This window comes from Nitrosomonas sp. (genome assembly GCF_019752415.1).
Classification (GTDB): domain Bacteria; phylum Pseudomonadota; class Gammaproteobacteria; order Burkholderiales; family Nitrosomonadaceae; genus Nitrosomonas.
On sequence record NZ_JAIEME010000025.1, the window covers coordinates 30,523 to 55,195 of the forward strand.

At 45.2% G+C, this 24,673-nt stretch carries 28 protein-coding genes and 1 tRNA gene; 11 read left to right on the forward strand and 18 right to left on the reverse strand.

The genetic code is table 11. The features are described 5' to 3' along the window. Positions 1-124 precede the first annotated feature (124 nt). A complete protein-coding gene (locus tag K2P83_RS04815; protein WP_292926822.1) occupies positions 125-961 on the forward strand; it encodes an SDR family oxidoreductase in 837 nt (278 codons plus the stop codon). A 12-nt stretch (positions 962-973) separates the two neighbouring features. Here K2P83_RS04815 and K2P83_RS04820 read toward each other — a convergent pair whose 3' ends face one another. Both K2P83_RS04820 and K2P83_RS04825 read right to left on the reverse strand, forming a co-directional pair. After that, entirely contained in the window at positions 974-1,474 is a 501-nt protein-coding gene (locus K2P83_RS04820) for a hypothetical protein (protein WP_292926824.1), read from the reverse strand. Between the two features lie 65 nt (positions 1,475-1,539). Continuing rightward, positions 1,540-1,728: a DUF3460 family protein gene (locus tag K2P83_RS04825; protein WP_292926826.1), complete on the reverse strand. Its 189-nt coding sequence runs from the start codon at positions 1,726-1,728 to the stop codon at positions 1,540-1,542. Positions 1,729-1,971: 243 nt separating this feature from the next. Here K2P83_RS04825 and tsaD point away from each other — a divergent pair, with 243 nt between their 5' ends. Next, a complete protein-coding gene (tsaD, locus tag K2P83_RS04830) occupies positions 1,972-3,003 on the forward strand; it encodes a tRNA (adenosine(37)-N6)-threonylcarbamoyltransferase complex transferase subunit TsaD (protein WP_292926828.1) in 1,032 nt (343 codons plus the stop codon). Here the strand turns inward: tsaD and plsY are convergent, their stop codons facing one another. Then, entirely contained in the window at positions 3,004-3,624 is a 621-nt protein-coding gene (plsY, locus tag K2P83_RS04835) for a glycerol-3-phosphate 1-O-acyltransferase PlsY (RefSeq protein ID WP_292926959.1), read from the reverse strand. A 102-nt stretch (positions 3,625-3,726) separates the two neighbouring features. Between plsY and K2P83_RS04840 the strand changes: the two genes are divergently transcribed. The 4 genes from K2P83_RS04840 to K2P83_RS04855 all read left to right on the forward strand — a co-directional run bounded on the left by K2P83_RS04840 (position 3,727) and on the right by K2P83_RS04855 (position 6,559). Continuing rightward, positions 3,727-4,095: a dihydroneopterin aldolase gene (locus K2P83_RS04840; RefSeq protein WP_292926830.1), complete on the forward strand. Its 369-nt coding sequence runs from the start codon at positions 3,727-3,729 to the stop codon at positions 4,093-4,095. 703 nt (positions 4,096-4,798) lie between these two features. Next, positions 4,799-5,152, forward strand: a complete 354-nt coding sequence (locus K2P83_RS04845) for a hypothetical protein (RefSeq protein WP_292926832.1) — start codon at positions 4,799-4,801, stop codon at positions 5,150-5,152. Between the two features lie 138 nt (positions 5,153-5,290). Beyond that, a complete protein-coding gene (locus K2P83_RS04850) occupies positions 5,291-6,064 on the forward strand; it encodes a complement resistance protein TraT (RefSeq protein ID WP_292926834.1) in 774 nt (257 codons plus the stop codon). A gap of 150 nt (positions 6,065-6,214) precedes the next feature. Beyond that, positions 6,215-6,559, forward strand: a complete 345-nt coding sequence (locus tag K2P83_RS04855; RefSeq protein ID WP_292926836.1) for a hypothetical protein — start codon at positions 6,215-6,217, stop codon at positions 6,557-6,559. Positions 6,560-6,601: 42 nt separating this feature from the next. On the opposite strand, the gene queC is transcribed toward K2P83_RS04855, so the two are convergent. From queC to K2P83_RS04920, 13 genes are all read right to left on the reverse strand, one after another. Continuing rightward, a complete protein-coding gene (queC, locus tag K2P83_RS04860) occupies positions 6,602-7,282 on the reverse strand; it encodes a 7-cyano-7-deazaguanine synthase QueC (protein WP_292926838.1) in 681 nt (226 codons plus the stop codon). Between the two features lie 22 nt (positions 7,283-7,304). Next, positions 7,305-7,961 carry a 7-carboxy-7-deazaguanine synthase QueE gene (gene queE / locus K2P83_RS04865; protein WP_292926840.1) on the reverse strand — a complete coding sequence of 219 codons (657 nt, stop codon included), beginning with the start codon at positions 7,959-7,961 and terminating at the stop codon, positions 7,305-7,307. Between the two features lie 98 nt (positions 7,962-8,059). Further along, positions 8,060-8,950 carry a tol-pal system protein YbgF gene (ybgF, locus tag K2P83_RS04870; protein ID WP_292926842.1) on the reverse strand — a complete coding sequence of 297 codons (891 nt, stop codon included), beginning with the start codon at positions 8,948-8,950 and terminating at the stop codon, positions 8,060-8,062. Positions 8,951-8,952: 2 nt separating this feature from the next. After that, entirely contained in the window at positions 8,953-9,471 is a 519-nt protein-coding gene (gene pal, locus K2P83_RS04875) for a peptidoglycan-associated lipoprotein Pal (protein ID WP_292926844.1), read from the reverse strand. A 25-nt stretch (positions 9,472-9,496) separates the two neighbouring features. Beyond that, entirely contained in the window at positions 9,497-10,795 is a 1,299-nt protein-coding gene (tolB, locus tag K2P83_RS04880) for a Tol-Pal system beta propeller repeat protein TolB (protein ID WP_292926846.1), read from the reverse strand. A gap of 48 nt (positions 10,796-10,843) precedes the next feature. Then, positions 10,844-11,860, reverse strand: a complete 1,017-nt coding sequence (tolA, locus tag K2P83_RS04885) for a cell envelope integrity protein TolA (RefSeq protein WP_292926848.1) — start codon at positions 11,858-11,860, stop codon at positions 10,844-10,846. A gap of 10 nt (positions 11,861-11,870) precedes the next feature. After that, complete coding sequence (gene tolR / locus K2P83_RS04890; protein WP_292926850.1) at positions 11,871-12,284, reverse strand: protein TolR; 414 nt, start codon at positions 12,282-12,284, stop codon at positions 11,871-11,873. 19 nt (positions 12,285-12,303) lie between these two features. Then, positions 12,304-12,984 (reverse strand): protein TolQ, encoded by a 681-nt coding sequence (tolQ, locus tag K2P83_RS04895; RefSeq protein ID WP_292926852.1) that lies wholly within the window; start codon positions 12,982-12,984, stop codon positions 12,304-12,306. Beyond that, positions 12,981-13,391 carry a tol-pal system-associated acyl-CoA thioesterase gene (ybgC, locus tag K2P83_RS04900; RefSeq protein WP_292926854.1) on the reverse strand — a complete coding sequence of 137 codons (411 nt, stop codon included), beginning with the start codon at positions 13,389-13,391 and terminating at the stop codon, positions 12,981-12,983. The genes tolQ and ybgC overlap by 4 nt, the downstream gene beginning before the upstream one ends. 301 nt (positions 13,392-13,692) lie before the next feature. Next, a complete protein-coding gene (gene cysM, locus K2P83_RS04905) occupies positions 13,693-14,580 on the reverse strand; it encodes a cysteine synthase CysM (RefSeq protein WP_292926856.1) in 888 nt (295 codons plus the stop codon). A gap of 131 nt (positions 14,581-14,711) precedes the next feature. Continuing rightward, the gene (locus K2P83_RS04910; RefSeq protein WP_292926858.1) at positions 14,712-14,999 is read right to left on the reverse strand and encodes a ComEA family DNA-binding protein; all 288 of its coding nucleotides are present in this window, start codon (positions 14,997-14,999) and stop codon (positions 14,712-14,714) included. 220 nt (positions 15,000-15,219) lie between these two features. Continuing rightward, positions 15,220-16,872, reverse strand: a complete 1,653-nt coding sequence (locus tag K2P83_RS04915) for a hypothetical protein (RefSeq protein WP_292926859.1) — start codon at positions 16,870-16,872, stop codon at positions 15,220-15,222. 40 nt (positions 16,873-16,912) lie between these two features. Beyond that, on the reverse strand, positions 16,913-18,055 hold the full coding sequence (locus K2P83_RS04920; protein ID WP_292926961.1) for a Do family serine endopeptidase: 1,143 nt from the start codon (positions 18,053-18,055) through the stop codon (positions 16,913-16,915). A 73-nt stretch (positions 18,056-18,128) separates the two neighbouring features. Between K2P83_RS04920 and K2P83_RS04925 the strand changes: the two genes are divergently transcribed. Together K2P83_RS04925 and K2P83_RS04930 are read left to right on the forward strand one after the other, a co-directional pair. Beyond that, positions 18,129-18,875 carry a Nif3-like dinuclear metal center hexameric protein gene (locus K2P83_RS04925; RefSeq protein ID WP_292926861.1) on the forward strand — a complete coding sequence of 249 codons (747 nt, stop codon included), beginning with the start codon at positions 18,129-18,131 and terminating at the stop codon, positions 18,873-18,875. Between the two features lie 228 nt (positions 18,876-19,103). Further along, complete coding sequence (locus K2P83_RS04930; RefSeq protein WP_292926863.1) at positions 19,104-20,303, forward strand: murein transglycosylase A; 1,200 nt, start codon at positions 19,104-19,106, stop codon at positions 20,301-20,303. 54 nt (positions 20,304-20,357) lie between these two features. On the opposite strand, the gene K2P83_RS04935 is transcribed toward K2P83_RS04930, so the two are convergent. Further along, on the reverse strand, positions 20,358-21,080 hold the full coding sequence (locus tag K2P83_RS04935; RefSeq protein ID WP_292926865.1) for a DsbC family protein: 723 nt from the start codon (positions 21,078-21,080) through the stop codon (positions 20,358-20,360). A 26-nt stretch (positions 21,081-21,106) separates the two neighbouring features. After that, the gene (locus tag K2P83_RS04940; protein WP_292926963.1) at positions 21,107-22,276 is read right to left on the reverse strand and encodes a UbiH/UbiF family hydroxylase; all 1,170 of its coding nucleotides are present in this window, start codon (positions 22,274-22,276) and stop codon (positions 21,107-21,109) included. A 263-nt stretch (positions 22,277-22,539) separates the two neighbouring features. On the opposite strand from K2P83_RS04940, the gene K2P83_RS04945 reads away from it, so the two are divergent. The 3 genes from K2P83_RS04945 to K2P83_RS04955 all read left to right on the forward strand — a co-directional run bounded on the left by K2P83_RS04945 (position 22,540) and on the right by K2P83_RS04955 (position 24,652). Further along, a tRNA-Met gene (locus K2P83_RS04945) sits at positions 22,540-22,615 on the forward strand. Between the two features lie 382 nt (positions 22,616-22,997). Then, positions 22,998-24,077, forward strand: coding sequence for a site-specific integrase (locus K2P83_RS04950; protein WP_292926867.1), 1,080 nt, complete (start codon positions 22,998-23,000; stop codon positions 24,075-24,077). Between the two features lie 5 nt (positions 24,078-24,082). Then, a complete protein-coding gene (locus K2P83_RS04955) occupies positions 24,083-24,652 on the forward strand; it encodes a hypothetical protein (RefSeq protein WP_292926869.1) in 570 nt (189 codons plus the stop codon). Positions 24,653-24,673 lie beyond the last annotated feature (21 nt).

Below are 24,673 nucleotides of genomic sequence, written 5' to 3' on the forward strand. Positions count from 1 at the left end.
ATGTTATTTTCTGCTATAGAAAGTTTTGCATTGCAATTTGATGCTATCTTCACATCAAATCTGTTGTCAAGTTATGAAAAATAGCCGGTACATAAATTACACACTCACAGGTAAATCTGAGCAAATGAAAAAAACCATACTCATTACAGGATGTTCAAGCGGGATCGGTTACTGTGTGGCCAAAGCACTGCATGCACGCGGCTATCGCGTGTTCGCCACAGCCAGAAAACGAGACCGTGTTGAAATGCTTCTGGCCGAAGGTTTGGAAAGCTTCCGTCTGGATTTAACCGACTCAAACTCGATTCACTTCGCATTTGAAGAGGTTATGCGTCGTACGGATGGTGAACTGTACGCCCTATTTAATAATGGCGCATACGGATTGCCGGGTGCCGTGGAAGACTTGAATCGCGATGCCCTGCGTGCACAATTCGAGACCAATGTCTTTGGCTGGCAGGAACTCACCAATCTGGCGATACCGGTCATGCGCCGCCAAGGTTACGGAAGAATTATCCAAAACAGTTCGGTGCTGGGCTTTGTTTCTCTACCTTTCCGGGGTGCGTACAATGCTTCCAAATATGCCATTGAGGGACTCAGTGACACGCTCAGGCTAGAGCTAAGAGGTACTAACATTTACGTCAGTCTGATTGAGCCGGGGCCGATCGCCAGTCAGTTTCGCATGAATGCCGTCAAGGCACTGGCAAAATATATCGACATTGAAAACAGCTTTCACCGCGAAAAATACCAGGGTGTATTAGCACGCTTGAATAAGCCGGGTCCAGCCGTTCCCTTCACACTGCCGCCTGAAGCTGTACTCAAACGGGTAATCCACGCATTGGAAGCTGCCAAACCACAGCCGCGCTATTATGTAACATTTCCCACTTATCTTTTTGGTATTCTCAAGCGCATTTTAAGCGCACGTGCTTTGGATGTGCTGCTGGCCAAATCCGGGAATAACAACTAACAGGTTCTATAGTTATGAAACCAAGGTCTTTGCTGCTGAAGCCGCACACGCTTGCAGGATTTTCCAGGCTATATTACCCATGAATGAATCTCCCTTCAGGGATGCGTTGACTGTTGTGTCATCAATTTTTTGTAGCAGCAGGGCAAACGCGTAAACAGATTTGTCATTTTCACCGCGTTGTGCAGCTGACAGAATTTCCGGGGCCGGATTGCCATAGATGAGAATAGCATCGGGATTCGAGGGGGCGTAAGTCGAATAAGCGTTATGCAGATACCTTGTATCGTACGCATGAATCTCCGACGCTTGCATGTCTGGATATTGCCGATTCCTGAATTGCAGGGCACGCATAAATGACCTGCCATCGGACTGCAGTTTATTCGCCACACAACTTGCAAGCGCGGAATGTTCCCCCACAAACTTTTCTTCAAAAAGCTCAGCTTTTTCTTTTGAATCGGATAAGCTCGCACATGCCGTTATGAAGAATACGGTTAACAACATAATCAATATCTTCAAACAAACACTCCTGAGAAAAATCAGAGCATGATGCCGGATTACAAGAACCGGATCTTTACGCAATGCTATCCATTGAAATAAACATAGGGCTTCATGGGAACTGAAGATTCATTAAATTCCTTGTTTTCTTCTCTATTCTGATTTTTATCCCACCACATACTTCTTGCGGCCAGTCGCTTTTCTTGTATATGCGGATTTTTTTCCAGAAATTCACGCATAAATTTTGTGTGCTCAGATTCGTAACTGTAATCCATAATTTCACCCTACGCTTTAATGCAAAAGCAGAACTTTAGCACAGACCCGATTTTCTATACAGCTCAGGTTGTTTGATTCATCTTGTAATCACACTGATTGCTTGCAGCAATGCTAGAATAGCAGCAAAACATTTTATAACCTGCCTAGAACATACCCAACTTGAATATCTTTCATCACAAAGCTTTTTTCAAAATTATTTCTAGATTGGAAAACACTAACAGGCCATTACGCCACTTTTCCTGATGCTAGTTTTAGGCATTGAAACTTCTTGCGATGAAACCGGAATCGCACTGTTTGACACAAAACGCGGTCTGCTGAGCCATACACTCTATTCCCAAATTGAAATGCATAGTGAATATGGCGGCGTCGTACCTGAACTTGCATCGCGCGACCATATCCGGCGTGTACTGCCCTTGATCAAGGAAACGTTGCTTTCAGCCAAATGCGAATTGCACGAAATCAATGCTATCGCTTATACGCAGGGTCCCGGTCTGGCTGGCGCTCTTCTGGTAGGTGCCAGCATCGGCGCTGCACTGAGTTTTGCACTAAAAATTCCTGTGCTGGGCATCCATCATCTGGAGGGACATCTGTTATCGCCGCTGTTATCCACACCGGCACCGAACTTTCCATTTATCGCGCTGCTGGTATCGGGAGGTCATACGCAATTAATGCAAGTGGATGCGGTCGGACACTATAAATTGCTGGGTGAAACGGTTGATGATGCAGCAGGCGAGGCTTTTGACAAAACCGCAAAATTACTCGGACTGGGTTATCCGGGCGGCGCCGCCTTATCAAAACTGGCTCAGCAAGGCCAGTCAGGACGATTCAAACTTCCGCGGCCAATGCTCAATAGCGGCGATCTCAATTTCAGTTTTAGCGGGTTAAAAACTGCGGTACTCACCCTGATCAACAAACAAGAAATCACGCAACAAACCAGCGCGGACATTGCTTTAGCTTTTCAAGAAGCGATTGTGGAAGTATTAACAGAAAAATCACTGACCGCTTTATCACGGACCGATCTTACGCAACTGGTTGTCGCCGGAGGTGTAGGCGCCAACGATCAGTTACGTCAGAATCTCAGCAGCAAAGCCTCTGCAAAAGGAGCGACCGTTTTTTATCCGGAGCTTGAATTTTGCACCGACAATGGCGCCATGATTGCTTTTTCTGGTGCAATGCGCTTGCTAGCTTCCCCTGATAAAAATTGGCCACCAGCAAGTAGCTTCACCGTCAATGCGCGCTGGAATCTGGAAATGCTTGATGAACCGGATGATTGATCAAGAATCGGGGGATTTTTTCTCGCCGATACGGCCTTCTTTCCCTGCCAGCAAATTGACGATATTCGACCGGTGACGCCAGATCAGCAGCAGTGACATCGCCGAAACGGCCAGCGTCCCGGCTTCAAAACCCAGCAGGACGACGCTAAACAGCGGCGCCAATACCGCTGCGATCAAGGCCGACAGCGACGAAATGCGCCAAGTGAATGCAACCGCCAACCAGGTCGCCATCGCTAACAGCCCCAGCCACACATTCAAACCGAGCAATACGCCGACCGCAGTCGCTACCCCTTTGCCGCCCTGGAAACGCAAAAATATCGGGAACACATGCCCGAGGAATACCGCCAACGCCGCCACGGCCACCGCTTCATCGCCCAGCCCCCACACCGGCGAGTAAGTTTGCGCCAAGAACACCGCCAGCCAGCCTTTGCCAGCGTCGCCGAGCAAGGTCAAAACCGCCGCAGCCTTCTTGCCGCTGCGCAACACGTTGGTCGCCCCCGGATTCTTTGAACCGTAGGTGCGCGGGTCGGGCAATTTAAAAACCCAACTGGACACCACCGCAAAGGAAACCGACCCCAGCAAATAAGCCAGCAAAGCAAAAACCAATATCGTCATGAGTATTCGCACCACCCGAACAAAATAGAATAGAATCCCGTATCGCTCACATCCGCAAGACTTCCGGAAGCTCCCGAATAACCCGCACATTTTAGCGCTTAATCACCAATGGATATTATTTTTCTGCACGACTTTAAAGCCAAAACCTTGATCGGCATCTACCCGTGGGAGCGCATCGTTCCGCAAACGATTCAATTGGACTTGGAAATCGCACTTCCCACCAGCCGCGCATGCCAATCCGACAAAATCGAAGATGCTTTGGATTATGCATTGATCATTGAAAGAATTAACGAGATTTTAGCCAACAGACACTTTTCTTTATTGGAAGCATTGGCCGAACATATCGCGCAAACCATTCTGACAGAATTCCATTCGCCGTGGGTTAAAGTCAGCGTGGCAAAGCTCGGGATTATACGTGGGGTAAAAAAACTGGGCGTTTGCATTGAGCGGAGTGCTGATGTCGCATCAGCACAGTAAAAGTATAACCACAAACACGGCGTTTCATTTCTATCGCAATATAATCTTCCATTAAAGGTGTTAATTGGAAACAATAATATTAAAAAGATAGAATTGCATCGCTTCAAACGCTATAGGGATAAAACAATATCAACCCCTGAAGGATTCTGCCTATTAGCAGGTTCAAACAACTCGGGAAAATCTGCCTTTATTCAGGCATTCGCTTTATGGGAACTTTGCGAATCAGTAATTTCTTCAGAGCATGGTTTAAATGGCTTGCTTAACAAATATATTGTTAAGAAACAAGGTTTAGGTGTTAACGGAGAGAATTTTTTGCCTCTAAACATACCTTCCTTTAACACCTTTGGACTAACCTTAAGATTAATCCTGAGCAAGATCAGAAAGGTGATAGAGAAACACACGGCTATACCTTGTAGTTCGAAGTAAGGTGGCAAAATAGTTCCTATGTTCCTGAGCGTTATCTTAGATTCTCATTATCTTTGGCTAATGAAAGATTATTTGCAAAAACAACCAAATCAAATATAACTACCACGGAGATATTACCCAAAATTGCATATATCCCTCCATTCGCTGGAATATTGGTTGGTAAAGTTTTTCTTAGTATCAGATTCACGAGATATCTTTAAGAATCTTCAAAAAAATACGACAGATAACTCTTTATTTGATAATATTAATTCACTCATCTTTGCTCAGGAGGTGTTCAATGCGTACGTTACAAGCTATTTTGATCTTTTATGCTGTTGCACTAATGCTCTTCATGAATAATGCGGTTGCCGCTCAAGATTTAAGCGAGATTCAAAACCGATTTAATGCAGAAACCACCAACAAGCGTTTCAGTGTTCCGACTGATGCTGCATTAACATCAGCTCTCAAAGAAGCAACACAAAGAGGCACACCAACCAGAACGCAAAGCTTCGCACCCGGTTGTTTTGGTTTGGGTTGTATTTTGGGACAAAACAACTTTGGCTATGGCAGTTACTTTGGAGGTTATTCCCGCCCGTATTATGGTGGTTCTTATGCCGCCAATAATTATCTTCCTTATTATTCTGGTTGGTAATTTTCTGAACCGTGGTGAATGTAATTCTGGTATAAGCCATAAATAGTGCATTCGCTAATTGACAATGAACTGATAGATAATTTGCGTTGATCCTAAATAAAAAGTTTTTCATTTAATTACTACAAAAAGGGAGATGAAATGGGGCGCTTCACCAGCAAGAATACCTGGATACTGACCGGAATCATGATGTTTTCTTTGATTTTAAGTGGGTGTGCGGCAGTTCATACGTCCATTGCCAAGAAAGATCTGGATGTTCAAACTAAAATGAGTGACTCCATTTTTCTAGATCCAATTGAACCAAGCCAAAGAGTTATTTACCTGAATATCCGCAATACCTCCGACAAAACCAATTTTGATATCACACCTCCGGTTGCCAGAGCGTTGGAAGGCAGAGGTTACCGCATCACCACTAATCCCAAAGAAGCGCATTATTGGCTGCAGGCTAATATTTTAAGTGTTGACAAGGCCAGCCCTACCGCCGCAGAAGCTGCTTTAAGAGCTGGCTATGGTGGTATGGGGAGCGCCGCACTGGGTGGGGCAGTGGGTGCAGCCGCTGGCGGTGCAATGGATGGATGGACAGGTGCGGGGATTGGTGGATTGGCCGGCGCGGCTGCGTTTGGCATCGTCAGTACAATAGCGGATGCCTCGGTAAAAGATGTCACGTTTATGGCGATTACTGATGTTGAAATAGCTGAACGCGCCGAGGAAGGTGTCATCGTCCGTGAAGACCGGCAACAAGATGCTAAGCAAGGTGTGGGGGGTGCAAGAAGACAGTCTTCCACAAAAGTCAGCGAAATGAATAAATATCGTACTCGCGTAGTCAGTACGGCAAACAAGGTGAATCTGCTGTACGAAGAAGCTGCCGTTGAATTGACCAATGGATTGGCACGTTCCATTTCAGGGCTTTTTTAAAAGAAATTTCGAGCCAATTGATTACGTTCATGGTTTGAGAACTCACCATGAACGTACTTAATAGCTTTTCGTTCCCCTTGAAATTATCGAAAAATGTAATCGAAACATTCCATTAAAATGCAGCTTACTAATAAACTTTCGAAGATCATCGTGCAAAAAAAAACAATCAGCATGATTTTGTTTTTCTGTATTCTTGTTTCCCCAATTGTGGCACTGGCTCAAAAACAGAACTCAGCTCCAGATAGCAAGGAAGTTATCAATCGAATCAGTAAAGAGCTTGGGTTGAATGACACACAGAAAACCAAAGTCGAAGCCATACTCGATAATGAGAAAAAGAAAGTTGAAGCTGTATTCAATGAAGAGCGGAAGAAATTACAACAAATCCAAGAGATAACACGTACAAACTTACAGGCTGTATTAACACCCGAGCAAATGGAAAAACTCGATAAAAAAATGCGCGAACAAAGTAATAAGAATAATCCTCAGAAGAAATAGCAGTTTGATACGCCTAAATGACTTCAGATCATTTGTAATAATTTATGGAATAATCAGATATCGTGTTAGATCGGTTACGCCTGCCGCAGTAAATCCAGCACGCCGAATACGACAAGAATCACAAACACCACAGGCTCGTCCCAGCTCATCAGCCTGATAACAAGAAACGGTTAAACTGTAATCGACACCTGATGCAATTCCTTCCTGGATAATCTCTTTCTTGGTCATATGCATCAGCGGTGCATGAATGGTCAGTTTTTTGCCTTCAATGGCTGCCTTGGTTGCTAGATTCGCCATATTTTCAAAAGCCGTAATGTATTCCGGGCGGCAATCCGGGTAGCCGGAATAATCGACTGCATTCACACCGACGAAGATATCCTGACTATCCAGCGTTTCAGCCCATGCCAACGCCAGCGACAGCATAATGGTATTTCTGGCGGGTACATAAGTGACGGGGATATCTGTATTCTCTCCAGAAGTTGGAATTTCAATTGAATGGTCTGTAAGCGCTGATCCACCGAATGTTGTCAGATCGAGTTTTATAACCTGATGGGATTGAGAACCTAAAGATTGTGCGACTTTTTTTGCTGCTTCTAATTCTGATCGATGCCGCTGGCCATAATCGACACTCAAGGTATAACACTCGAATTGTCTGTTCCGGGCTATCGCCAGTATGGTTGCAGAATCTAATCCGCCAGATAGCAATACCACCGCTTTTTTCATGCGCTGATCAACTTTACGAACTTCACCGCCCCGGCCCCTCTCCCCACAGCAGTTTATGCATCTGAATCTGCATCCTTACCGGCAAGCTGTCACGCAATATCCAGGCTGCCAGTATCGCTGGATCCAAACTGCCATAAACGGGTGAAAGCAGGATTGGACATATTTGTTGTAACTGCCTGGTATGAATGATTTCGCAAGCCCATTGATAATCTGCTTCATCGCACAGCACGAATTTGATTTCGTCATGTTGTTTCAGATGAGCAAGATTGGACCAGTTATTTTTAGTTACTTCACCCGAACCCGGGGTTTTGATATCCATGACTTTGCACACACGCACATCTACTCTGGATAAATCCAATGCGCCGCTGGTTTCAAGTGATACGGAATACTGTGCATCGCATAATGCAGTTAACAAATCCAAGCAAGCTTTCTGTGCCAGAGGCTCACCGCCGGTCACGGTTACATAATTCGTTTGATAGCGAGCCACCTGGTTTAGTATTTCTGCTATCGATAGACTCTCACCGCCGGTAAAAGCATAAGCGGTATCACAGTAGCCGCAGCGCAAAGGGCAGCCCGTCAAACGCACAAAAACCGTCGGCAAACCAACTCGGCTGGTTTCACCTTGTAACGAAAAGAAAATTTCACTGATACGCAAGGTTGTCGTCTCTAACACTTGCATAATGATTGATCACCTGAAAGAAAAAAGAAACAGATTATATTACTTTGAAGGTAATGCAGAAAACAACAATTGACCGGCTATTTGTTCAAGCGAGGAGTTTATTTGATGTTAGCCAAGCGTTGCTTGGCTTTTTTTGCGGCGTCACTATTTGGGTATTTTGCCAGCAGATTTTCTAACGTATGCTTACTTGCCTTGCTATCGCCCATTTCCTGCTGGCTGCTGGCAATATTCAGAAATGCATCCGGCACCTTGCTGCTATCCGGATACGTGCTAATCAATTTTCTCTGTGCGTGAATTGCCAGTTGATAATCCCGCAGTGCATAGCGTGCATTGCCAATCCAATAAGCAGCACCAGGTGCCAAATTGGATTGCGGATAATTCCCCAGGAAGCTTTCGAATTGCGCAATTGCATTGGCATACTCACCATTCTTGAATAAGTCATACGCTTCTTTATAAGCGCTATTTTCTGCTGGCCCCGAAGGCGCTAGTTCATTTGCTGATACCACACTTGAAGCGGGCGCACCGGAAGCAGCAGCTTCATCCGATGATGAAGTTTCCGGCACCACACCACCAGCTAGTGGTGGTGCAGCTACTTGTTCTTTAACTGAGGTGCTATCGGAAAAGCTTGCTGGCGCTGCAGGAGCGGAAGAACTCTTCTTACCAGGTTGCTCAATCTGGCGCAACCGATTGTCCAAATCAATATAGAAATCCCGCTGCCGCTTCTGTAACAAGGCATTGTCATTACTCAGCATTTCTATTTGTCCGTTCAGTTTTCCCAATTCGAGCCCAAGCGTTTCAACTTGTGCATAGAGTTCAAGTAACGCTTGGCTGTTCAATGCTTGCTCCATCTTAGCAATACGCGCTTCCATTTCACTGACTTGCTTACGTAATGCGGTAATCTGTTCGCGTGCTTCATTATCACCAAACAATGAGGCATAACTGACATTACAGCTTAGCAGTAACAACAGTAAGAAAACGCGTATCAACATCTTTATTCACCCCGGTAAAGGATATCTGTGCGGCGATTCTGACTCCATGCCGATTCACCATGTCCCAATGCACGCGGCTTTTCTTCGCCCAAGCTGACCGATTCAATTTGCTCATCTCGCGCACCTGCCAAGGTCATCATATTTCTGACGCTATCGGCACGACGCTGTCCTAAAGCCAGATTGTATTCACGGCTGCCACGATCATCGGTATTCCCTTGCAGGATTACGCTGGCACTTGCATTATCACGCAAGAACCTGGCATGAGACAGTACCAGCTCTCTGTATTCACTTTTAACGGTGTAGCTATCATATTCGTAATAAACACTTCGCTGGGACAAAATACTGTTAGGATCCTGCAGTTGACTGAAATAGCTGGGCCTGTCTGAACCTGATCCCATCAAATCACTACCTCCTGAACCGGCACCCGCACCTGCGTTGAGATCATCAACTTCTGGTTGCGTGGTTTGGCTAGCGCAAGCTGATAACAGAACAATCAATGAAATCCCTAATAATTTCCTCATTTATAACTCCCTTAAATTAAAAATTTTACTTCCAAGTTGGCAAAGGACCCCATGCCGGTTCCCTAATATCGCCTATTTGTACTGAAAGATGCTGCCTTGTCTGCCCATCCCTGGAAACTGCGGATAATATACCATGCCCGTTAATCTCAGTTGCATATAAGATCATCTTACCGTTAGGCGCAAAACTAGGCGATTCATCAAATTTGGAGTTTGTCAGTATCTGTACCTGCCGTGATCCAATCTCCTGAACAGCTACGTTAAACTGACCATTGTTCCGATGGATAAAAGTAAAACCTTTACCATCTCGACTATAATCCGGACTGACATTGTAGCTACCTTCGAAAGTAAGCCGCTCGGCATTACTGGTTTCAGTATTGGTTACCGGCATTCGATAAATCTGCGGGCTGCCGCCACGATCGGAAGTAAATAAAATGTATCGGCCATCCGGAGAAAAATTTGGCTCCGTATCGATTCCAGAACTTCTGCTTAATCTTTGCAAGCCACTTCCATCTGCATTCACAAGAAATATTTGCGACCCGCCTTGCCCGGTCAATACAACAGCCAGTTTTTTACCATCCGGAGACCAGGCGGGTGCGCTGTTACTGCCTTTAAAACTGGCAACCGCTCGACGCTCACGCGTCGCTAATTTTTGTACATACACAATCGGCTTTTTGTTCTCAAATGAAACATAAGCCAATTGATTACCATCGGGTGACCAAGCAGGAGAAATAATCGGCTCCGTGTATTCGATGATGGATTGCGCGTTATAACCATCCGCATCAGCGACCTGAAGCGCATACTTATTACCGCGTTTCAACACGTAAGCAATACGAGTACTGAATACCCCAACATCACCCGTCAATGCTTCGTAGATAACATCCGCAATCCGATGCGCCGCCATACGCAATTGTGCCGTAGGAACCGTGATTGCCAATCCGGTCAACTGTGATTTTTTAGCGACATCCATCAGGCGGAATTGAATTTCCACCTGATCACCGGAAATAGCTACTACACGGCCAATTACCAATGCATTAGCGCCACGATTGGCCCAGTCGGAATATACGACTTCCACAGGCGCGTGCGGCGACAAGCCAGCAGGATCTACCAGTTTAAACAAACCAGTCCGTTGCAAATCAGCACTAATCACTGGCGTAATACTTTGCTGAAGTTTATTTTCATCAGCAAAAGGAACAATAGCAATAGGAATGCGTGATGCCCCGCCGCCAAAAATCTCGATATTCAGTTGCGCGTACACGGGCGCACTGATCAGGCATAAAAGCAGAATCAATGCACGATAAATAGATTTGGACCGATGTATTGACATAAGTATTAAATTTTCAAAAAGCAAAAAATTCCCCATTGATTATAACAATCATTCACGATAATGCACTGTAATATTCAAGTTACGAAATTCATTAAATAATGCAGGATCAGACGGTAACGGTAATGGCTTTGACAAAAAGATTGCACGTTCGACCGCATTATCAAAAACCGCGTGCCCGCTACTCTTACTTAACCGGACATCGAGAATATCACCGCCTGGAAGCAGTGTAACGTTGAATTCAGCAACCGGATTACCCGGCAAATCCGGTGGCATCACGATTCTGCTCTTTATCTTGGCAAGAATCAGCGCTTTATATTTCGATATCTCATTCGTTACCTGATTCCTTGCCGCAGCTTGTTGTGCAGCGCGTTGCGCTTCGGCTTCCCGCTGTGCTTTTGCTTCCCGCTCACGTTGCTGTTGTGCTGCCAGCTCTTTTTCTTTCTGTTTCTGCAGCTCCTTCTGCTTTTCCAGTTCTTTTTGCTTCTCTAATTCCTTTTGTTTGTCTAATTCTTTCTTATTTTCAAGCTCTTTCTGTTTTTCTAACTCTTTCTTTTTCTCAAGTTCTTTCTGCTTTTCCAGTTCTTTTAATCTTTCTTGCTCTTTAGTTTTTTCTTGTTCTTTTTTCTTTTGTTCTTCCAAATCCGGCTTAGTCTCTTTAAGCGGCTCAGGCTTCTGCTTCAACGCGATATCTGGTTTCTTTATAGGCGATTCCACAAGCGCTTTCTGTGGTGCAGGTTTGACCGGCTCTGACTTAACCGGCTCTGGTTTGGCTGGTTCAGGTTTGGGTGGCTCCGGTTTAAGTGGTTCCGACTCCGGTTTTGGCTTGACGGGTTCTGGAACTGGTTTAAGTTGCTTTGGAGGCGGTTGAGTTTTGACTGGTTCCTGGATAGGCTTAGGTAATTCAGTCCATATATCGACAACCATGCCTTCTGGTGGATGATCCTTCCAATCCAAACCAAAAATCATTATCGCAACGAAAATAAGATGTACCAGTAGCGCCAGTACACCTGCCAATAATATTCTAGGTTCGGAAGGGGATGAATTGCGTAAGACGCTCACACTCATTACATATCATTCATTTTTGTTGAGCCAGCAAACCCACTTTCTGCACTTGATTCTGTTGCAGAATATCCATTACTTTAATCACTTCTTCGTAACGCACATTTTTATCCGCTGCAATCACAACCGGTTGCTCAGCATTCTGCGCTTGCTTCTGTTTAATGGCTTCAATCAATTGATTTCTGTCTACTTTCTGTTCTGCCGCTGTTTTGGCACGATCACGCAAAGTCAGACTGCCATCTGCTTTAATGATCACTTCCAAAGGCGCTACTGGTGTCGCTAAGGATTTACCAATTTGTGGTAACTCGATCTGTCCATGGTTAATCATCGGCGCTGTAATCATAAAAATAATTAACAGTACCAGCATCACATCAATGTACGGCACCACATTGATCTCATTCATTAATCGATGTTTGGCACGACGCGCCATAAAATCCCCTCAGTTCTTTCTATTCGGCTGCTCGCCGTTGCAACACATTGGACAATTCTTCCATAAAGCTCTCAAACCGCGTTGCCAGTTGATCCGTTCTGCTGGCGTAACGGTTATAAGCAACTACCGCCGGAATTGCCGCAAACAAACCCATCGCCGTTGCTATTAAGGCTTCCGCAATTCCGGGTGCAACATGTGCAATGGTTGCTTGCGTAACGCTGGATAAGCTGCGGAAAGAATTCATAATTCCCCAGACGGTGCCTAACAAACCAATATAGGGACTGACTGATCCAACGGTGGCCAAGAATGACAAGTGAGATTCCAAATAATCCATTTCCCGTTGATAGGTAGCGCGCATGGCTCTGCGGGTACTTTCCATCACTGCGTCAAGGTCAGATCCGACCGGATGCTTGTTAAACTCACCAAAACCGGCAGCAAATATTCGCTCCAAACTGCCTGACTCATAACGTGAACTGATGATGCGTTGATGCAATGCATTCAAATCGACACCACGCCAGAAAATATCTTCGAATTCATCTGTTTTCTTTATTTCATAGCGGATGACGAATAATTTACGAAAAATAAACCACCACGATGACAGTGAAATCAATACTAAAATCAACATCACCAGTTGCACCAGCAAACTGGCGCTACTGATCAGATGAAGAAATGACATGTCTTGTGTTACTGTTGTACTCATGCGAACTTCCCAATTTTCTCACGTAATGGCACAGGGATACTCACTGGCTTGAGCTTTTCTGCGCCGACACACACCACATGAATCGTGGCACTCACTAGCTTGACATGGTTGCATAAAATTTCCTGAGATAACGTGATTCGACTTCTGCCTATCTCTGCAACTGCTACCGTCACATTCAATAAATCATCCAGTACCGCTGGCTTGAAATACTCGATTTCAAGCGAACGCACCATGAACAAGATCTTATGAATTTCAATCAATGAATTGACATTAAATTCCAACTCCCTGAGCCATTCATAGCGTGCCCGCTCCATAAAATTCAGGTATGTTGAATGATATACCACGCCACCCGCATCAGTATCCTGATAATAGACACGAATAGGGAGTGAGAAGTTATTGTTTAACATTCCGAGCTGGGTACCTAAATTGTACTGATACTTTGCGTATCTTATTCAGATGGCTAACAGAATCTGAATCCTGTGCATTATTAACCTGCTCCAGCGTCATGTTATAACCACAAGTCAGCAGGTCAGTCTGATGTAAAACCTGGATATTTATTCTAATAACAAACTCAGCCAATTCTCTTACGCCTTGCGTAAGCGATACAAATTATAAATTATAAACGTTGCCTGATTGAACTTTATTGCAAAAAATTCTGTGTCGCACTTACTTAAAATTGAAGATGCACCAATTTCCGTTCAAATTTCTCTAAGCAGGAAAAACCCCGGTAGACAAATAACGATCGCCGCGGTCACAAACAATCAGCACAATCACCGCATTCTCAACTTGAGCGGATATCCTTAACGCAGCCGCCAAGGCCCCTCCTGATGAGATGCCTGCGAAAATTCCTTCTTCTCTGGCCAGCCGTCGCGTCAGGTCTTCAGCTTCGTTTTGAGAAACGAACAACAGTTCATCAACCCGTTTCGGGTCATATATTTTAGGCAAATAAGCTGGGGACCATTTGCGAATGCCTGGAATTTGCGCTCCCTCTTCCGGCTGCACACCAATAATTTTAATCGTTGATTGTTGTTCTTTAAAGAATCTCGCACAACCCATGATCGTACCAGTAGTTCCCATACTACTGACAAAATGTGTAATCTTTCCTTGGGTATCCCGCCAGATTTCTGGTGCCGTACCTTCGTAATGCGCCAAAGGATTATCCGGATTAGCAAATTGATTAAGAATTATTCCTTGTCCTTCATTCTGCATCTTCTCCGCTAAATCCCGCGCATGCTCCATACTTCCTGCTTTTGGAGTGAGTATAATTTTTGCGCCGTATGCGCTCATGGATTGCCGCCGTTCTATACTCAAATTCTCTGGCATGATCAATACCATGCGATAACCCATAATTGCGGCAGCCATTGCCAGCGCGATACCGGTATTACCACTGGTCGCTTCAATCAGCGTATCGCCCGGTTTAATTTCTCCACGTTGCTGTGCATGAGAAATCATCGACAACGCCGGCCGGTCTTTTACCGAGCCGGCCGGATTATTACCCTCGAGCTTGGCGAGTATGACATTACTGGTTGCTCCAGGCAGGTGCTTAAGTTTTACTAAGGGCGTATTACCAACAAAATTCTCAATCGTTTTATACATGAGCGCTAATCTTATATTAGATCGTTTGAGATTATCACACATGCGGCCTGCAATGAAACACTGCGCTCATCCAAATAAAAACCCCCTCTGAATTTTCTTCAGAAGGGGTTTTTTAATCTAAAACAAAAACATTACTCCGGTTTAGATGGAGCCTCTGCGCTTTTCTCGCCTTCTACGGTAACCACATCACGCAGCTGTTTGACAGTTCCAGAGCCAATGCCACTGACCTTCTCCAAATCATCTATCGAAGCAAAGAGACCGACTTTCTCACGATACTCAATGATCGCTTTTGCTTTGGTAGGGCCAATCCCTTGCAGAGCTTCCAGCTCAGCTTGCGAAGCTGTATTGATATTAACAGCTGCAAATGCAGTGCCGGTAAACAGGAACATCAGAGCCATTATAAGAAAAAATTTCTTCATAGAATCTCCTTTATCAAGTACAAACACTGATGCATGAAACAAAAAACGCTTCAGTTTTTGTGGGTTAGAAAATACCCGCATACATAACTCGAAACCGCTATGCACACCGGCAAAAGTGATAACGGATTCAGCAGGAATTAATTTAGCCGCACATGAATCATCTATATTTCAGATACTTGACTATACAGTCTGTGAAAAAATTGAATAGAGCCGGGGTTAATCAAGCGTTACGAAAGCGTGAGTGTTTAACGATCAGAATCGTAATCAGCGGCAATACAAATCCAATAATTGTGACGGTAATCAACAGATGCCCTAACTCGCTATAGTCTGCCGGAATAGTCACTTGACCTGAGGCAATATCTTTCACCTCACGTTTCACTTCATAAAACTGATTGAGATACTTGGTTCCCAGTTGCGAGGCGGACAAAGCCAAGTTCGTAAAGGATGCCATCACCGCAAAAAAAGTAGCTTTAAGTTTTTCCGGTGCAGAATTTGCAATCCAGGCCAACATCGGGATCATAGCAATCTGACCCAGCGGTGATTCCAGTGCGGTATCAATCAGCACAATGAAACGCGCATCGACCACTCCCCCCGTTACTGACGCAGTCCACTCATGCAGACCAAAATACATGCCAATAATCGGCGCCGAAAGGAAAGTACCGACGACGGTAAGAAAGCCGATGATGTAAGCAATCGAGCGCTCGGCCATAAAGCGGCGGAAAATAAACATGCCGAATAGTGTCAATACGGCGCCAACCAAAGACAATACGGCGAGAAACTGCTGATCAAAGCCCAATGTATCAATCATCCACCAAGTGGAACCGGCACCCGGTCCGGGAATCGCACGGAAAACGAATATCATCACGGCTGTACCGACCAGCACATTACGCGCATCCGGTTCAAGCTCTCCAGTCAATCGCCACATCAGAAATATCACGATTGCCATGGAAATAATAAATACGATTTCTTCTCCACCGGATATACGGCTCAGACCGACGCCCAATGACAAGATAGTAAAAACTAATCCCCCGCCCAGAATCCACCAGTTAATGGATGGTGGTTCTGAATGAAGACCCATTAATACACCCGCCTCCTGCCGGCTATGACCTTGCGCAAGAAAACGTTTCATGTCACGCCGCTGCAACCAAGATGCGAAAACCACACCAAAAATTGAAACCAGCGGAATAATTAATGCCAATTGATAAACAAATAAATAGACAGCTTCTTTCTCAGCTTCTGGCAGCGTTCCAGCATCACGTAACAAAAAAACATTGGCGATGGATACCAGCACACCCCCGCCTATGATGGCGACACGCCCTAAGGTTTGCATGGTGACATGCATTAATTTACGTTTATCCGGATCCAGCTTCTGACCATTCTCATCGACACGCGGCACTGCTTCAACGGTCATAGCATCTGCCACCACATCCTGTAAAACATAACCAATCGGTGCCAGTAAAGCCGATATCACAAACCAAGTTTCAACCGAAGCCATGTTTGCCATCGCTTCGGTATGTCCAAGTAATCCGATCATGATCAGCAAGCTCAGCATGATCAAGCTGGCTCCTAAATACACCAGCAAACCTTTCCAACGCCACACCAGATCGACCAAATGACCTAAAGGCATCTTTAACGCCCACGGCAACATCATCCAGAATCCAAGCATGGCTAGAAATTCGGCGGAGAGTCCAAGCTTTTCCTTCACGTAGAAAGTGCCAACAATACCAGTCAGACCGGAAATGCCTGCAGCAACATATACCATCAGCGGCGGCAAATAAGACAGCCGCATTTCACGCCCTAATGCAAGAATATTAGCGCTAAACCATTGGGAAATGACGGATAAAAATCCGTTAGCTGGTAATAGATTCTTCATAAATTTTAGTTTGCTTCAGATTTGATTTTCTTGAATACGATTACTGTTGTTTAGGCCGTATACCTACTTTGACTTGGATTGTTTTTTCCTGCTTATTGCGGATCACAGTGACCGCAACCGTGTCGTTGGGTGATAACGCCGCAACCCGATTAAGCATGTCTGATGAATTCTTCATCGGCTTACCTTCGACAGCTATGATGATATCGCCAGGTTTGATGCCCGCCTTGTCTGCCGGACCATCTCTGAGCACACTCGCCACCAAGGCTCCGATTGGATTATCTAGGCCAAAAGATTCTGCCAGGTCTTGTGTCATATCCTGCATACTGACACCCAACCAGCCTCGAGTCACGCTGCCAGACTGGATAATTTGTTCCATGACCTGTTTAGCCACATGAATAGGAATGGCGAAACCAATGCCCAGTGAACCACCGCTGCTGGAATAAATCGCCGTATTAATACCGATCAAGTTTCCAGACGTATCGGTCAGCGCCCCTCCCGAATTACCCGGATTGATCGCCGCGTCGATTTGAATAAAATCTTCAAAAGTATTAATCCCAACTCGGCTCCGGCTCATTGCACTGACTATACCCATGGTAACACTTTGCCCGACGCCAAAGGGATTTCCTACTGCCAGCACCACATCACCGACCTTAACCTGTTGTGACTGGCCAAAAGTAATGGCAGGTAATTCTTTCAGTTTTATCTTCAGCACTGCCAGATCTGTTTCAGGATCTGAGCCGATAATGCTCGCTTTGGCTTTTCTACCGTCGACCAAGGCAATTTCAACTTCATCCGCAGCTTCCACCACATGATGATTGGTCAATATATAGCCATTAGGACTGACAATCACGCCGGAACCCAGACTTGATGTACGGCGCGCTTTGGTTTCAGATTGTTCACCAAAGAATCTGCGAAACATGGGGTCATTCAGCAACGGATGAGAAGGTTCTTCTTTTATTTCTTTACGGGTGAAAATGTTGACAACGGATGGCATAGCTATTTCGGCCGCCTTGGAATAACTGTCTGATCTTTCCGCATCAACGACAGGTGCGGCCTCTTTGACCGTCACGATTTCTCCCCGGGGTTTCCAGGGAAGCAATTCAGGCCGGAGCGTGGAGATCACAAAAAAAATAGCCAGCAATACCGCAGCCGTTTGTGCAAAAATCAACCAGAGTCTGTACATCAAAGCGTGTCACTCCAAAATTAAAATTATTGCGGTACTATTGATAGTAGTATATGCGCGAAGGAGAAAATCAATGCATAGAGATGAATTGGAAAATCATCTGAATCAATTACTGGATATACCCCGCTTCCATGATTATTGCCCAAATGGCTTGCAAGTGGAAGGGCGCAGCAACATTCTTACCATGATTAGCGGCGTTACGGCTTCACTCGATCTTCTGCAAGCAGCCGCAGCAGCCAAGGCAGATGCCGTTCTCGTTCACCATGGCTATTTCTGGCGCGGAGAGGATACACGCATCACCGGCATGAAAGCCCGTCGCATTGCGTTGCTTATGCACCAACAAATGAATTTATTTGCCTATCATCTGCCGTTAGACGCGCATCCGCAGTTCGGCAACAATGCGCTATTAGGAAAGAAACTGGGATTTATCGAAACGGGTCATTTTGGCGATCAGGATATTGCTGTACAGGGAGAATTGGCCCAAGCTACAACCCTGAGTGCTTTGGGGGAGAAAATATCACGGACTTTGTTACGCAAACCGAAGATGATCGGTGATCCGGATAAAACTATCCGGCGCATCGCATGGTGCACCGGTGCCGCGCAAGGCTATTTTGAAGCAGCGATTCAGCAAGGTGTTGATGCCTACATCACCGGTGAAATCTCAGAGCAAAATGTTCATGCCGCACGGGAATCCGGTGTCGCATTTATCGTTGCGGGACACCATGCAACTGAGCGTTATGGTGTCCAAGCATTGGGCGACCATCTTGCACAAAAATTCGGCATCCAGCATCAGTTTATTGATATTGAGAATCCAGTCTGACAGGTCATAATCTGGCAATATTTCAATCAGAATATATAATAACGCGTTGAATGGCCGTTGCTATCAATCTTTGTTTTCATCATCTTTCTTTTTTTTACCTGAAAACATGGTCCACCAGATAATAAAAGCTAATAATACCAATACCACAGCTGCTTCGACTGCAAGTAACCACATAATTTAAGTTTGCTATATCATTAAAAATCAAGCCGTCACTTTAACCAATATTTGATGAAAAACCAATTAAGTTTTATTGTAGCCGCTTCGTTCCTGTTGCTCGCCGCCTGCACGACAGGAACAATCAGTCCCACCCTGCCACCGAGTCAGCCGACCGAAACTGTAACACCACTGCCGGAGAAACCGCTGACAAAATCCATCCATAAACGCGCTCAATGGTCTGCGTTAACTGGTTGGGCGGATGATGATCTGTTCCCTGCATGGCAGGCTTTTTTGAAAAGTTGTACGGTTTTAAGCAAACAACCGGTCTGGAAAGAAAATTGCAAAGCGGCTATTTCACTGCAGAAACCCAATAACACAACACTGAGAAATTTTTTTGAAAGCTATTTCACGCCCTACCAGATTATCAATACCGATAACAGTGAAGAAGGATTAGTGACGGGCTACTACGAACCGCTGCTTAAAGGCAGCCGAAAACCCTCCAGCCGTTATCGCTACCCGATTTATGCTACACCCAATGAACTGCTAACCATAGATTTAGGCGCAGCATATCCGGAACTTAAAGATCTACGCCTGCGTGGCCGCCTGGATGGGCGCAAAATAGTCCCTTATTACAGCCGGGCAGAAATCATGACTAACCCGAAAATATTGAACGGTTATGAACTCTTGTGGGTAGAAGACGAAGTGGAATTGTTTTTTCTGCACATCCAAGGTTCCGGTAGAATCGTTTTCGATAATGGAGAAATGATGAAAATAGGCTTTGCCGATCAGAACGGCCACCCGTATAACTCCATTGGCAAGCTTCTGGTACAACGCGGCGAACTACCCCTGGAAAAAGCATCCATGCAAGGCATCAAGCAATGGGGGCAACAAAAACCGAGTAAGTTGCCTGCGTTGTTGCAACAAAACGCACGTTACGTATTTTTTCGTGAACTACCCGCCGATTTATCCGGCCCAATCGGCGCTCTGGGTGTGCCATTAACAGCTGGGAGGAGCATCGCCATCGATCCGCTCTCAATCCCGCAAGGCGCACCGGTATTTCTGGCAACCACCTGGCCAAACACCAATAAGCCTTTGAATAGACTCATGGTAGCCCAGGATGTCGGTAGCGCCATCAAAGGCGGAATTCGCGCGGATTTCTTCTGGGGATTTGGCCATGAAGCTGGCAATCAAGCGGGCAGAATGAAGCAATCTGGGAAAATGTGGGTGTTGATGCCTCGTAGTTATACGGCACCTGCATTGACGCGGCAATAGAAAAAGCTTGCTGAATTACTCCAGCAAGCTTTTTAGCGTGATTACCTTGAAACTTTATTTGCTCTTACTTGCGCTTTCCAGTTTTTCCTCAATCGCTGCCGCCGGAATCATGCCGCCCACAATCGAACCATCTGCAAAAACTAATGTTGGCGTGCCGCTTACTTTATTCTCTTGACCAGACTTTACCAGTACGTCCAAAGGTGTTTCGCAATCTTTACTCGTCGGCGCAACACCCTTCAGCATAAAATCATCCCAAGCTTTTATTTTATCATCTGAGCACCAGATCTTTTTGGATAACTCCATCGATCCTTTGAGCACCGGATACAGCAAGGTATAGATCGTAACATTCGTCACATTGAGCAATTCTTTTTCCAATTGCTTGCAGTACGGACAATTAGGATCGGTAAAAATCGCCACTCGGCGCTTGCCGTCACCCTTCACGATCTTGATCGCCGATTGCAACGGCAAAGAATCTAGCGGAACACGTCGAGCTGCCTTGATCTCCTGAATCCGTTCATTGGTCATGCTCGTCCGGGTCTTGGTGTCGATCACATGACCAAAAAAGAAATAATCGGCTTTAGCATCAGTATAAAACACCTCATCGCCCACAACCACTTCATACAACCCTAAATAAGGCGTTTTCTTCACGCTCTCAATTTTACTATCCTCAAAATGAGGCTGAATGGCCTTTCTTAAAGCTGCTTCATCAGCCCAGATTGCTTCAGAAAAAAAACCAAATACCAAGATTGAAATGAAAAGCTTCCAGCGCATAGTCATGATGACTCCAGTTTTAAAAATGTAATTTAATTCAAAGCGTTCTGCATTAGTTGATTCTTAATCAGCGGCAAGTGATTAGTTATCTCAAGGCCTAGATTCCGTAACCTGGCCAGTGTCGGATTGGAATTGTTGAATAATTTCTGCAAGCTATCGGTCACTAACTCTAAAGCCAATATGTCTTCCTTGCGCGCCAGCTCGTAACGCCGTAATAGCATAAAATCACCGCAATCTGTTTGCAATCCCCGTGCGCCGAGTACCGCGGCAAGTTCTCGCGTATCCCGCAAACCCAGGTTAACACCCTGACCGGCCAGCGGATGTATGCCATGCGCTGCGTCACCGATCAACACCAGTCTTGGCTTGACCAATTTCTCCACATGCACAAAATTTAACGGGAAACCCACTGGCGGTGTAATCAGTTGTAATGCCCCCAGCGTATGCGAAGCGGCCGCTTCCACCCGCCGGCAGAGATCTTCCGCCGGTAAATTGCGCAGTATCTCGGCCTGCTCTTCACTGGTTGACCAAACCATGGATACCCGCTTATCCGGTAATGGCAGCAACGCCAACACGCCATCTCGCCTGAACCATTGATGCGCAATATGACGGTGCGACAATTCCGCGCTAAAATTTGCCACCACACCAATCTGGTTGTAGGCGTGTTGTTTCACATCGATTTCAGCTTGCCTGCGCACCCAGGAATTTACGCCATCCGCACCTACCACCAATGCAGCCTGAAGCTGACTGCCGTCTGCCAATTGCACATCGACATGCGACTCCTGCCAGACAATTGCAGTACATTTTGCTGGGCAAAATATTTGCATATTCTCGTTCGGGGATTTAAGCACTTCCCAAACGGCTGTTTGCAGCTGGCGATTTTCCGCGATAAACGCAAGCTCCGATATGCCAATCTCATACGCGCTAAAATTAATGTGCGCGCTATTGTCATCACCAAATACCGCCATCTCATAAACCGGTGCCACACGTTCAGCTTCCAAGCGCTGCCACACCCCCAATTCTCCCAGAAAAGCCGCACTCCCCGGGCTGATCGCATAGACCCGGCTATCCCAACTCTCATCTCGCGGCAATGGCATAGGTTCATGCGGCTCTATCAGCGCTATTTTCAATCCGCTATCCTTCAGCGCAGCCACCAGGCTTGCTCCAACGAGTCCGCCACCAATCACTATCATATCGAATTTCATAAAACTGATTATACAACCGCTTTGCAACGGGCGGGTAACACAAACTGCATACTCGCTGCGCACAGGATTTTGTTCATTAACTCGACGAATCCGATGCCCGTGCAACTTAGTCAACAAACTTTAATCCTAAACACTGAATTAAAGTGCAAACGAACTGGTCTCAATCCCATGAAAACACGCATAAACCCTTGTCAAGTCACATTTTTGAGCTTGACAAACTATCCTCTCAAAGGCAGAATGCCGCCTCTTGCGTCTATGCATATGGCGAATTAGCTCAGTGGTTAGAGCAGCGGAATCATAATCCGTTGGTCCCCAGTTCGAATCTGGGATTCGCTACCAAATAAAACAAGGGGTTATCTTAACAGACTAATCCCTTTTTCTTTTCTGTGGGGCACTGTTGGGGCCATCTCAAAAAACAAACCACAGAAAATTACTCATCCTTATACTTCCATACCCTCATACTTCCGCGTCTTATATGCTAGATAAGACACTGTTCAATCTTGTTTTTCATATCTTAACAAATCCACCACAAAACCCACAAAAGCACTCTATTTTATTTTTAATAGCCCCATAGTTGCCCCATACAATAATTAATTAATTATATCTAATTGATAATTAATTACTGTACTTATGTTTACACGTGATTATATGTCCGTTGTTGCTATTTATGGTCACTATGTTGTAATCTGCTCAAAGTGATTAATCACTTGCAGGAGCAATTATGGCAAATATCGAAAAGCGTGTTTCTAATGATGGAAAAATCAGTTATCGGGTAAAGATAAGATTAAAAGGTTATCCAAGCCAATCCGCCACATTTGAACGCCTTACTGATGCGAAGAAATGGACGCAGCAAACAGAATCAGCAATTCGTGAGGGTCGCCACTTCAAAACCACAGAAGCGAAACGCCATACCCTAACCGAATTGATAGACCGCTATTGCCGGGATGTATTAGCTAAAAAAACAAAGAATGCCCGAGACCAAATACGGCAATTTGAATGGTGGAAAGCTGAAATAGGTAGTCATGCCCTATCAGATGTAACACCGTCTCTGCTTGTTCAGTACCGTGACAAACTAACTAATGGCATGACTTCGCATGGTAAGCTTCGCTCACCAGCTACCGTGAATCGGTATATGGCCGCCCTATCAGTTGCCTTCACTACAGCCGCAAAAGAATGGGGATGGATTGATGATAACCCCATGCGCAAAGTAACCAAGCCCAGAGAATCACGCGGGCGCGTTCGTTTCTTGTCCGATGAAGAACGTATATGCTTATTAAAAGTCTGCAAAGAATCCAGCAGCCCATATCTATACCCTGTTGTGGTGCTGGCATTGTCTACTGGAATGCGCCGAGGTGAAATTATGGGTCTGACTTGGGACGTGATAGATTTAAACCAAGGCCGTGCAATACTGCATGAAACTAAAAACGGCGAACGCCGCGCCGTGGCGATTACTGGTCATGCTTTGGAATTATTAAAGGAATTGTCCAAAGTTCGCCGGATTGATAGCAATTTAATTTTTCCATCCAAGGAAAACGCACCACAAAAGCCACAGAAGCCTATAGATTTACGCACACCATGGGAAACAGCCGTAAAAAAAGCCGAGCTACAAGATTTTAAATTTCATGACCTACGTCATAGTGCTGCAAGCTACTTGGCTATGAATGGCGCAAGCCTAGCCGAAATTGCCGAAGTATTAGGACATAAAACCTTGCAGATGGTTAGGCGATACGCTCATCTATCGGAAGGCCATACCGCCCGCGTAGTGGCTTCCATGAACGACAAGATTTTTGGAAACGTGTAGTTGCCATGTCTGAAAATATAACTCAAAGCAATCTCGAACTATGGGATGTAGTCGAAGCAATTAAACAAATAACACATGACGGTCTGCTAGATACAATTGAAATTATGAATCAACCTAATTTTTTCGTAGATCGATATGTTCGAGGTGGCATGCTGAGAGCTGAGGCTGAAATCAGAATTAGCGGAATGATTAATATTGCAATAAGGACAGGTCAAATTAAAGACCTTGACACACCAGCAAATTGGATTGCATGGGCAAAGCGCAATGGTTTCGCTACTGATCATCTTAAATCTTCAAACCAAGAAGAAAAAACTGATTCAAAATCAGATAATAAAAAGGAAAATGAGTTACATAGTTTGATAGAAGATATCTATAAAAGCCTTGGTTGCCCAAAAAACAATGGAATTATTTGGAAAACACTGAAATCAGATCAAAAAGATAAGGCATATGATAAAAATGAGATTGTGCAGGAAATTACAGGAGATATTATTTATTGGACTTCCCGCCGTGGAATAGAGCAAACGATGAAACGAAAAACTTTTGATAATTTTCTTTCAACATTACGAAAAAAATAATTTATCCCGGCTACCGTCCCG

Bases quoted from the DNA above. Each gene is read 5' to 3' on its own strand.
- K2P83_RS04815 (WP_292926822.1), top strand. From the start codon at position 125: ATGAAAAAAACCATACTCATTACAGGATGTTCAAGCGGGATCGGTTAC.
- K2P83_RS04825 (WP_292926826.1), bottom strand. From the start codon at position 1,728: ATGGATTACAGTTACGAATCTGAGCACACAAAATTTATGCGTGAATTT.
- tsaD (WP_292926828.1), top strand. From the start codon at position 1,972: ATGCTAGTTTTAGGCATTGAAACTTCTTGCGATGAAACCGGAATCGCA.
- K2P83_RS04840 (WP_292926830.1), top strand. From the start codon at position 3,727: ATGGATATTATTTTTCTGCACGACTTTAAAGCCAAAACCTTGATCGGC.
- K2P83_RS04845 (WP_292926832.1), top strand. From the start codon at position 4,799: ATGCGTACGTTACAAGCTATTTTGATCTTTTATGCTGTTGCACTAATG.
- K2P83_RS04850 (WP_292926834.1), top strand. From the start codon at position 5,291: ATGGGGCGCTTCACCAGCAAGAATACCTGGATACTGACCGGAATCATG.
- queC (WP_292926838.1), bottom strand. From the start codon at position 7,282: ATGAAAAAAGCGGTGGTATTGCTATCTGGCGGATTAGATTCTGCAACC.
- queE (WP_292926840.1), bottom strand. From the start codon at position 7,961: ATGCAAGTGTTAGAGACGACAACCTTGCGTATCAGTGAAATTTTCTTT.
- ybgF (WP_292926842.1), bottom strand. From the start codon at position 8,950: ATGTTGATACGCGTTTTCTTACTGTTGTTACTGCTAAGCTGTAATGTC.
- pal (WP_292926844.1), bottom strand. From the start codon at position 9,471: ATGAGGAAATTATTAGGGATTTCATTGATTGTTCTGTTATCAGCTTGC.
- tolB (WP_292926846.1), bottom strand. From the start codon at position 10,795: ATGTCAATACATCGGTCCAAATCTATTTATCGTGCATTGATTCTGCTT.
- tolA (WP_292926848.1), bottom strand. From the start codon at position 11,860: ATGAGTGTGAGCGTCTTACGCAATTCATCCCCTTCCGAACCTAGAATA.
- tolR (WP_292926850.1), bottom strand. From the start codon at position 12,284: ATGGCGCGTCGTGCCAAACATCGATTAATGAATGAGATCAATGTGGTG.
- tolQ (WP_292926852.1), bottom strand. From the start codon at position 12,984: ATGAGTACAACAGTAACACAAGACATGTCATTTCTTCATCTGATCAGT.
- ybgC (WP_292926854.1), bottom strand. From the start codon at position 13,391: ATGTTAAACAATAACTTCTCACTCCCTATTCGTGTCTATTATCAGGAT.
- cysM (WP_292926856.1), bottom strand. From the start codon at position 14,580: ATGTATAAAACGATTGAGAATTTTGTTGGTAATACGCCCTTAGTAAAA.
- K2P83_RS04910 (WP_292926858.1), bottom strand. From the start codon at position 14,999: ATGAAGAAATTTTTTCTTATAATGGCTCTGATGTTCCTGTTTACCGGC.
- K2P83_RS04915 (WP_292926859.1), bottom strand. From the start codon at position 16,872: ATGAAGAATCTATTACCAGCTAACGGATTTTTATCCGTCATTTCCCAA.
- K2P83_RS04920 (WP_292926961.1), bottom strand. From the start codon at position 18,055: ATGTACAGACTCTGGTTGATTTTTGCACAAACGGCTGCGGTATTGCTG.
- K2P83_RS04925 (WP_292926861.1), top strand. From the start codon at position 18,129: ATGCATAGAGATGAATTGGAAAATCATCTGAATCAATTACTGGATATA.
- K2P83_RS04930 (WP_292926863.1), top strand. From the start codon at position 19,104: ATGAAAAACCAATTAAGTTTTATTGTAGCCGCTTCGTTCCTGTTGCTC.
- K2P83_RS04935 (WP_292926865.1), bottom strand. From the start codon at position 21,080: ATGACTATGCGCTGGAAGCTTTTCATTTCAATCTTGGTATTTGGTTTT.
- K2P83_RS04940 (WP_292926963.1), bottom strand. From the start codon at position 22,276: ATGAAATTCGATATGATAGTGATTGGTGGCGGACTCGTTGGAGCAAGC.
- K2P83_RS04950 (WP_292926867.1), top strand. From the start codon at position 22,998: ATGGCAAATATCGAAAAGCGTGTTTCTAATGATGGAAAAATCAGTTAT.
- K2P83_RS04955 (WP_292926869.1), top strand. From the start codon at position 24,083: ATGTCTGAAAATATAACTCAAAGCAATCTCGAACTATGGGATGTAGTC.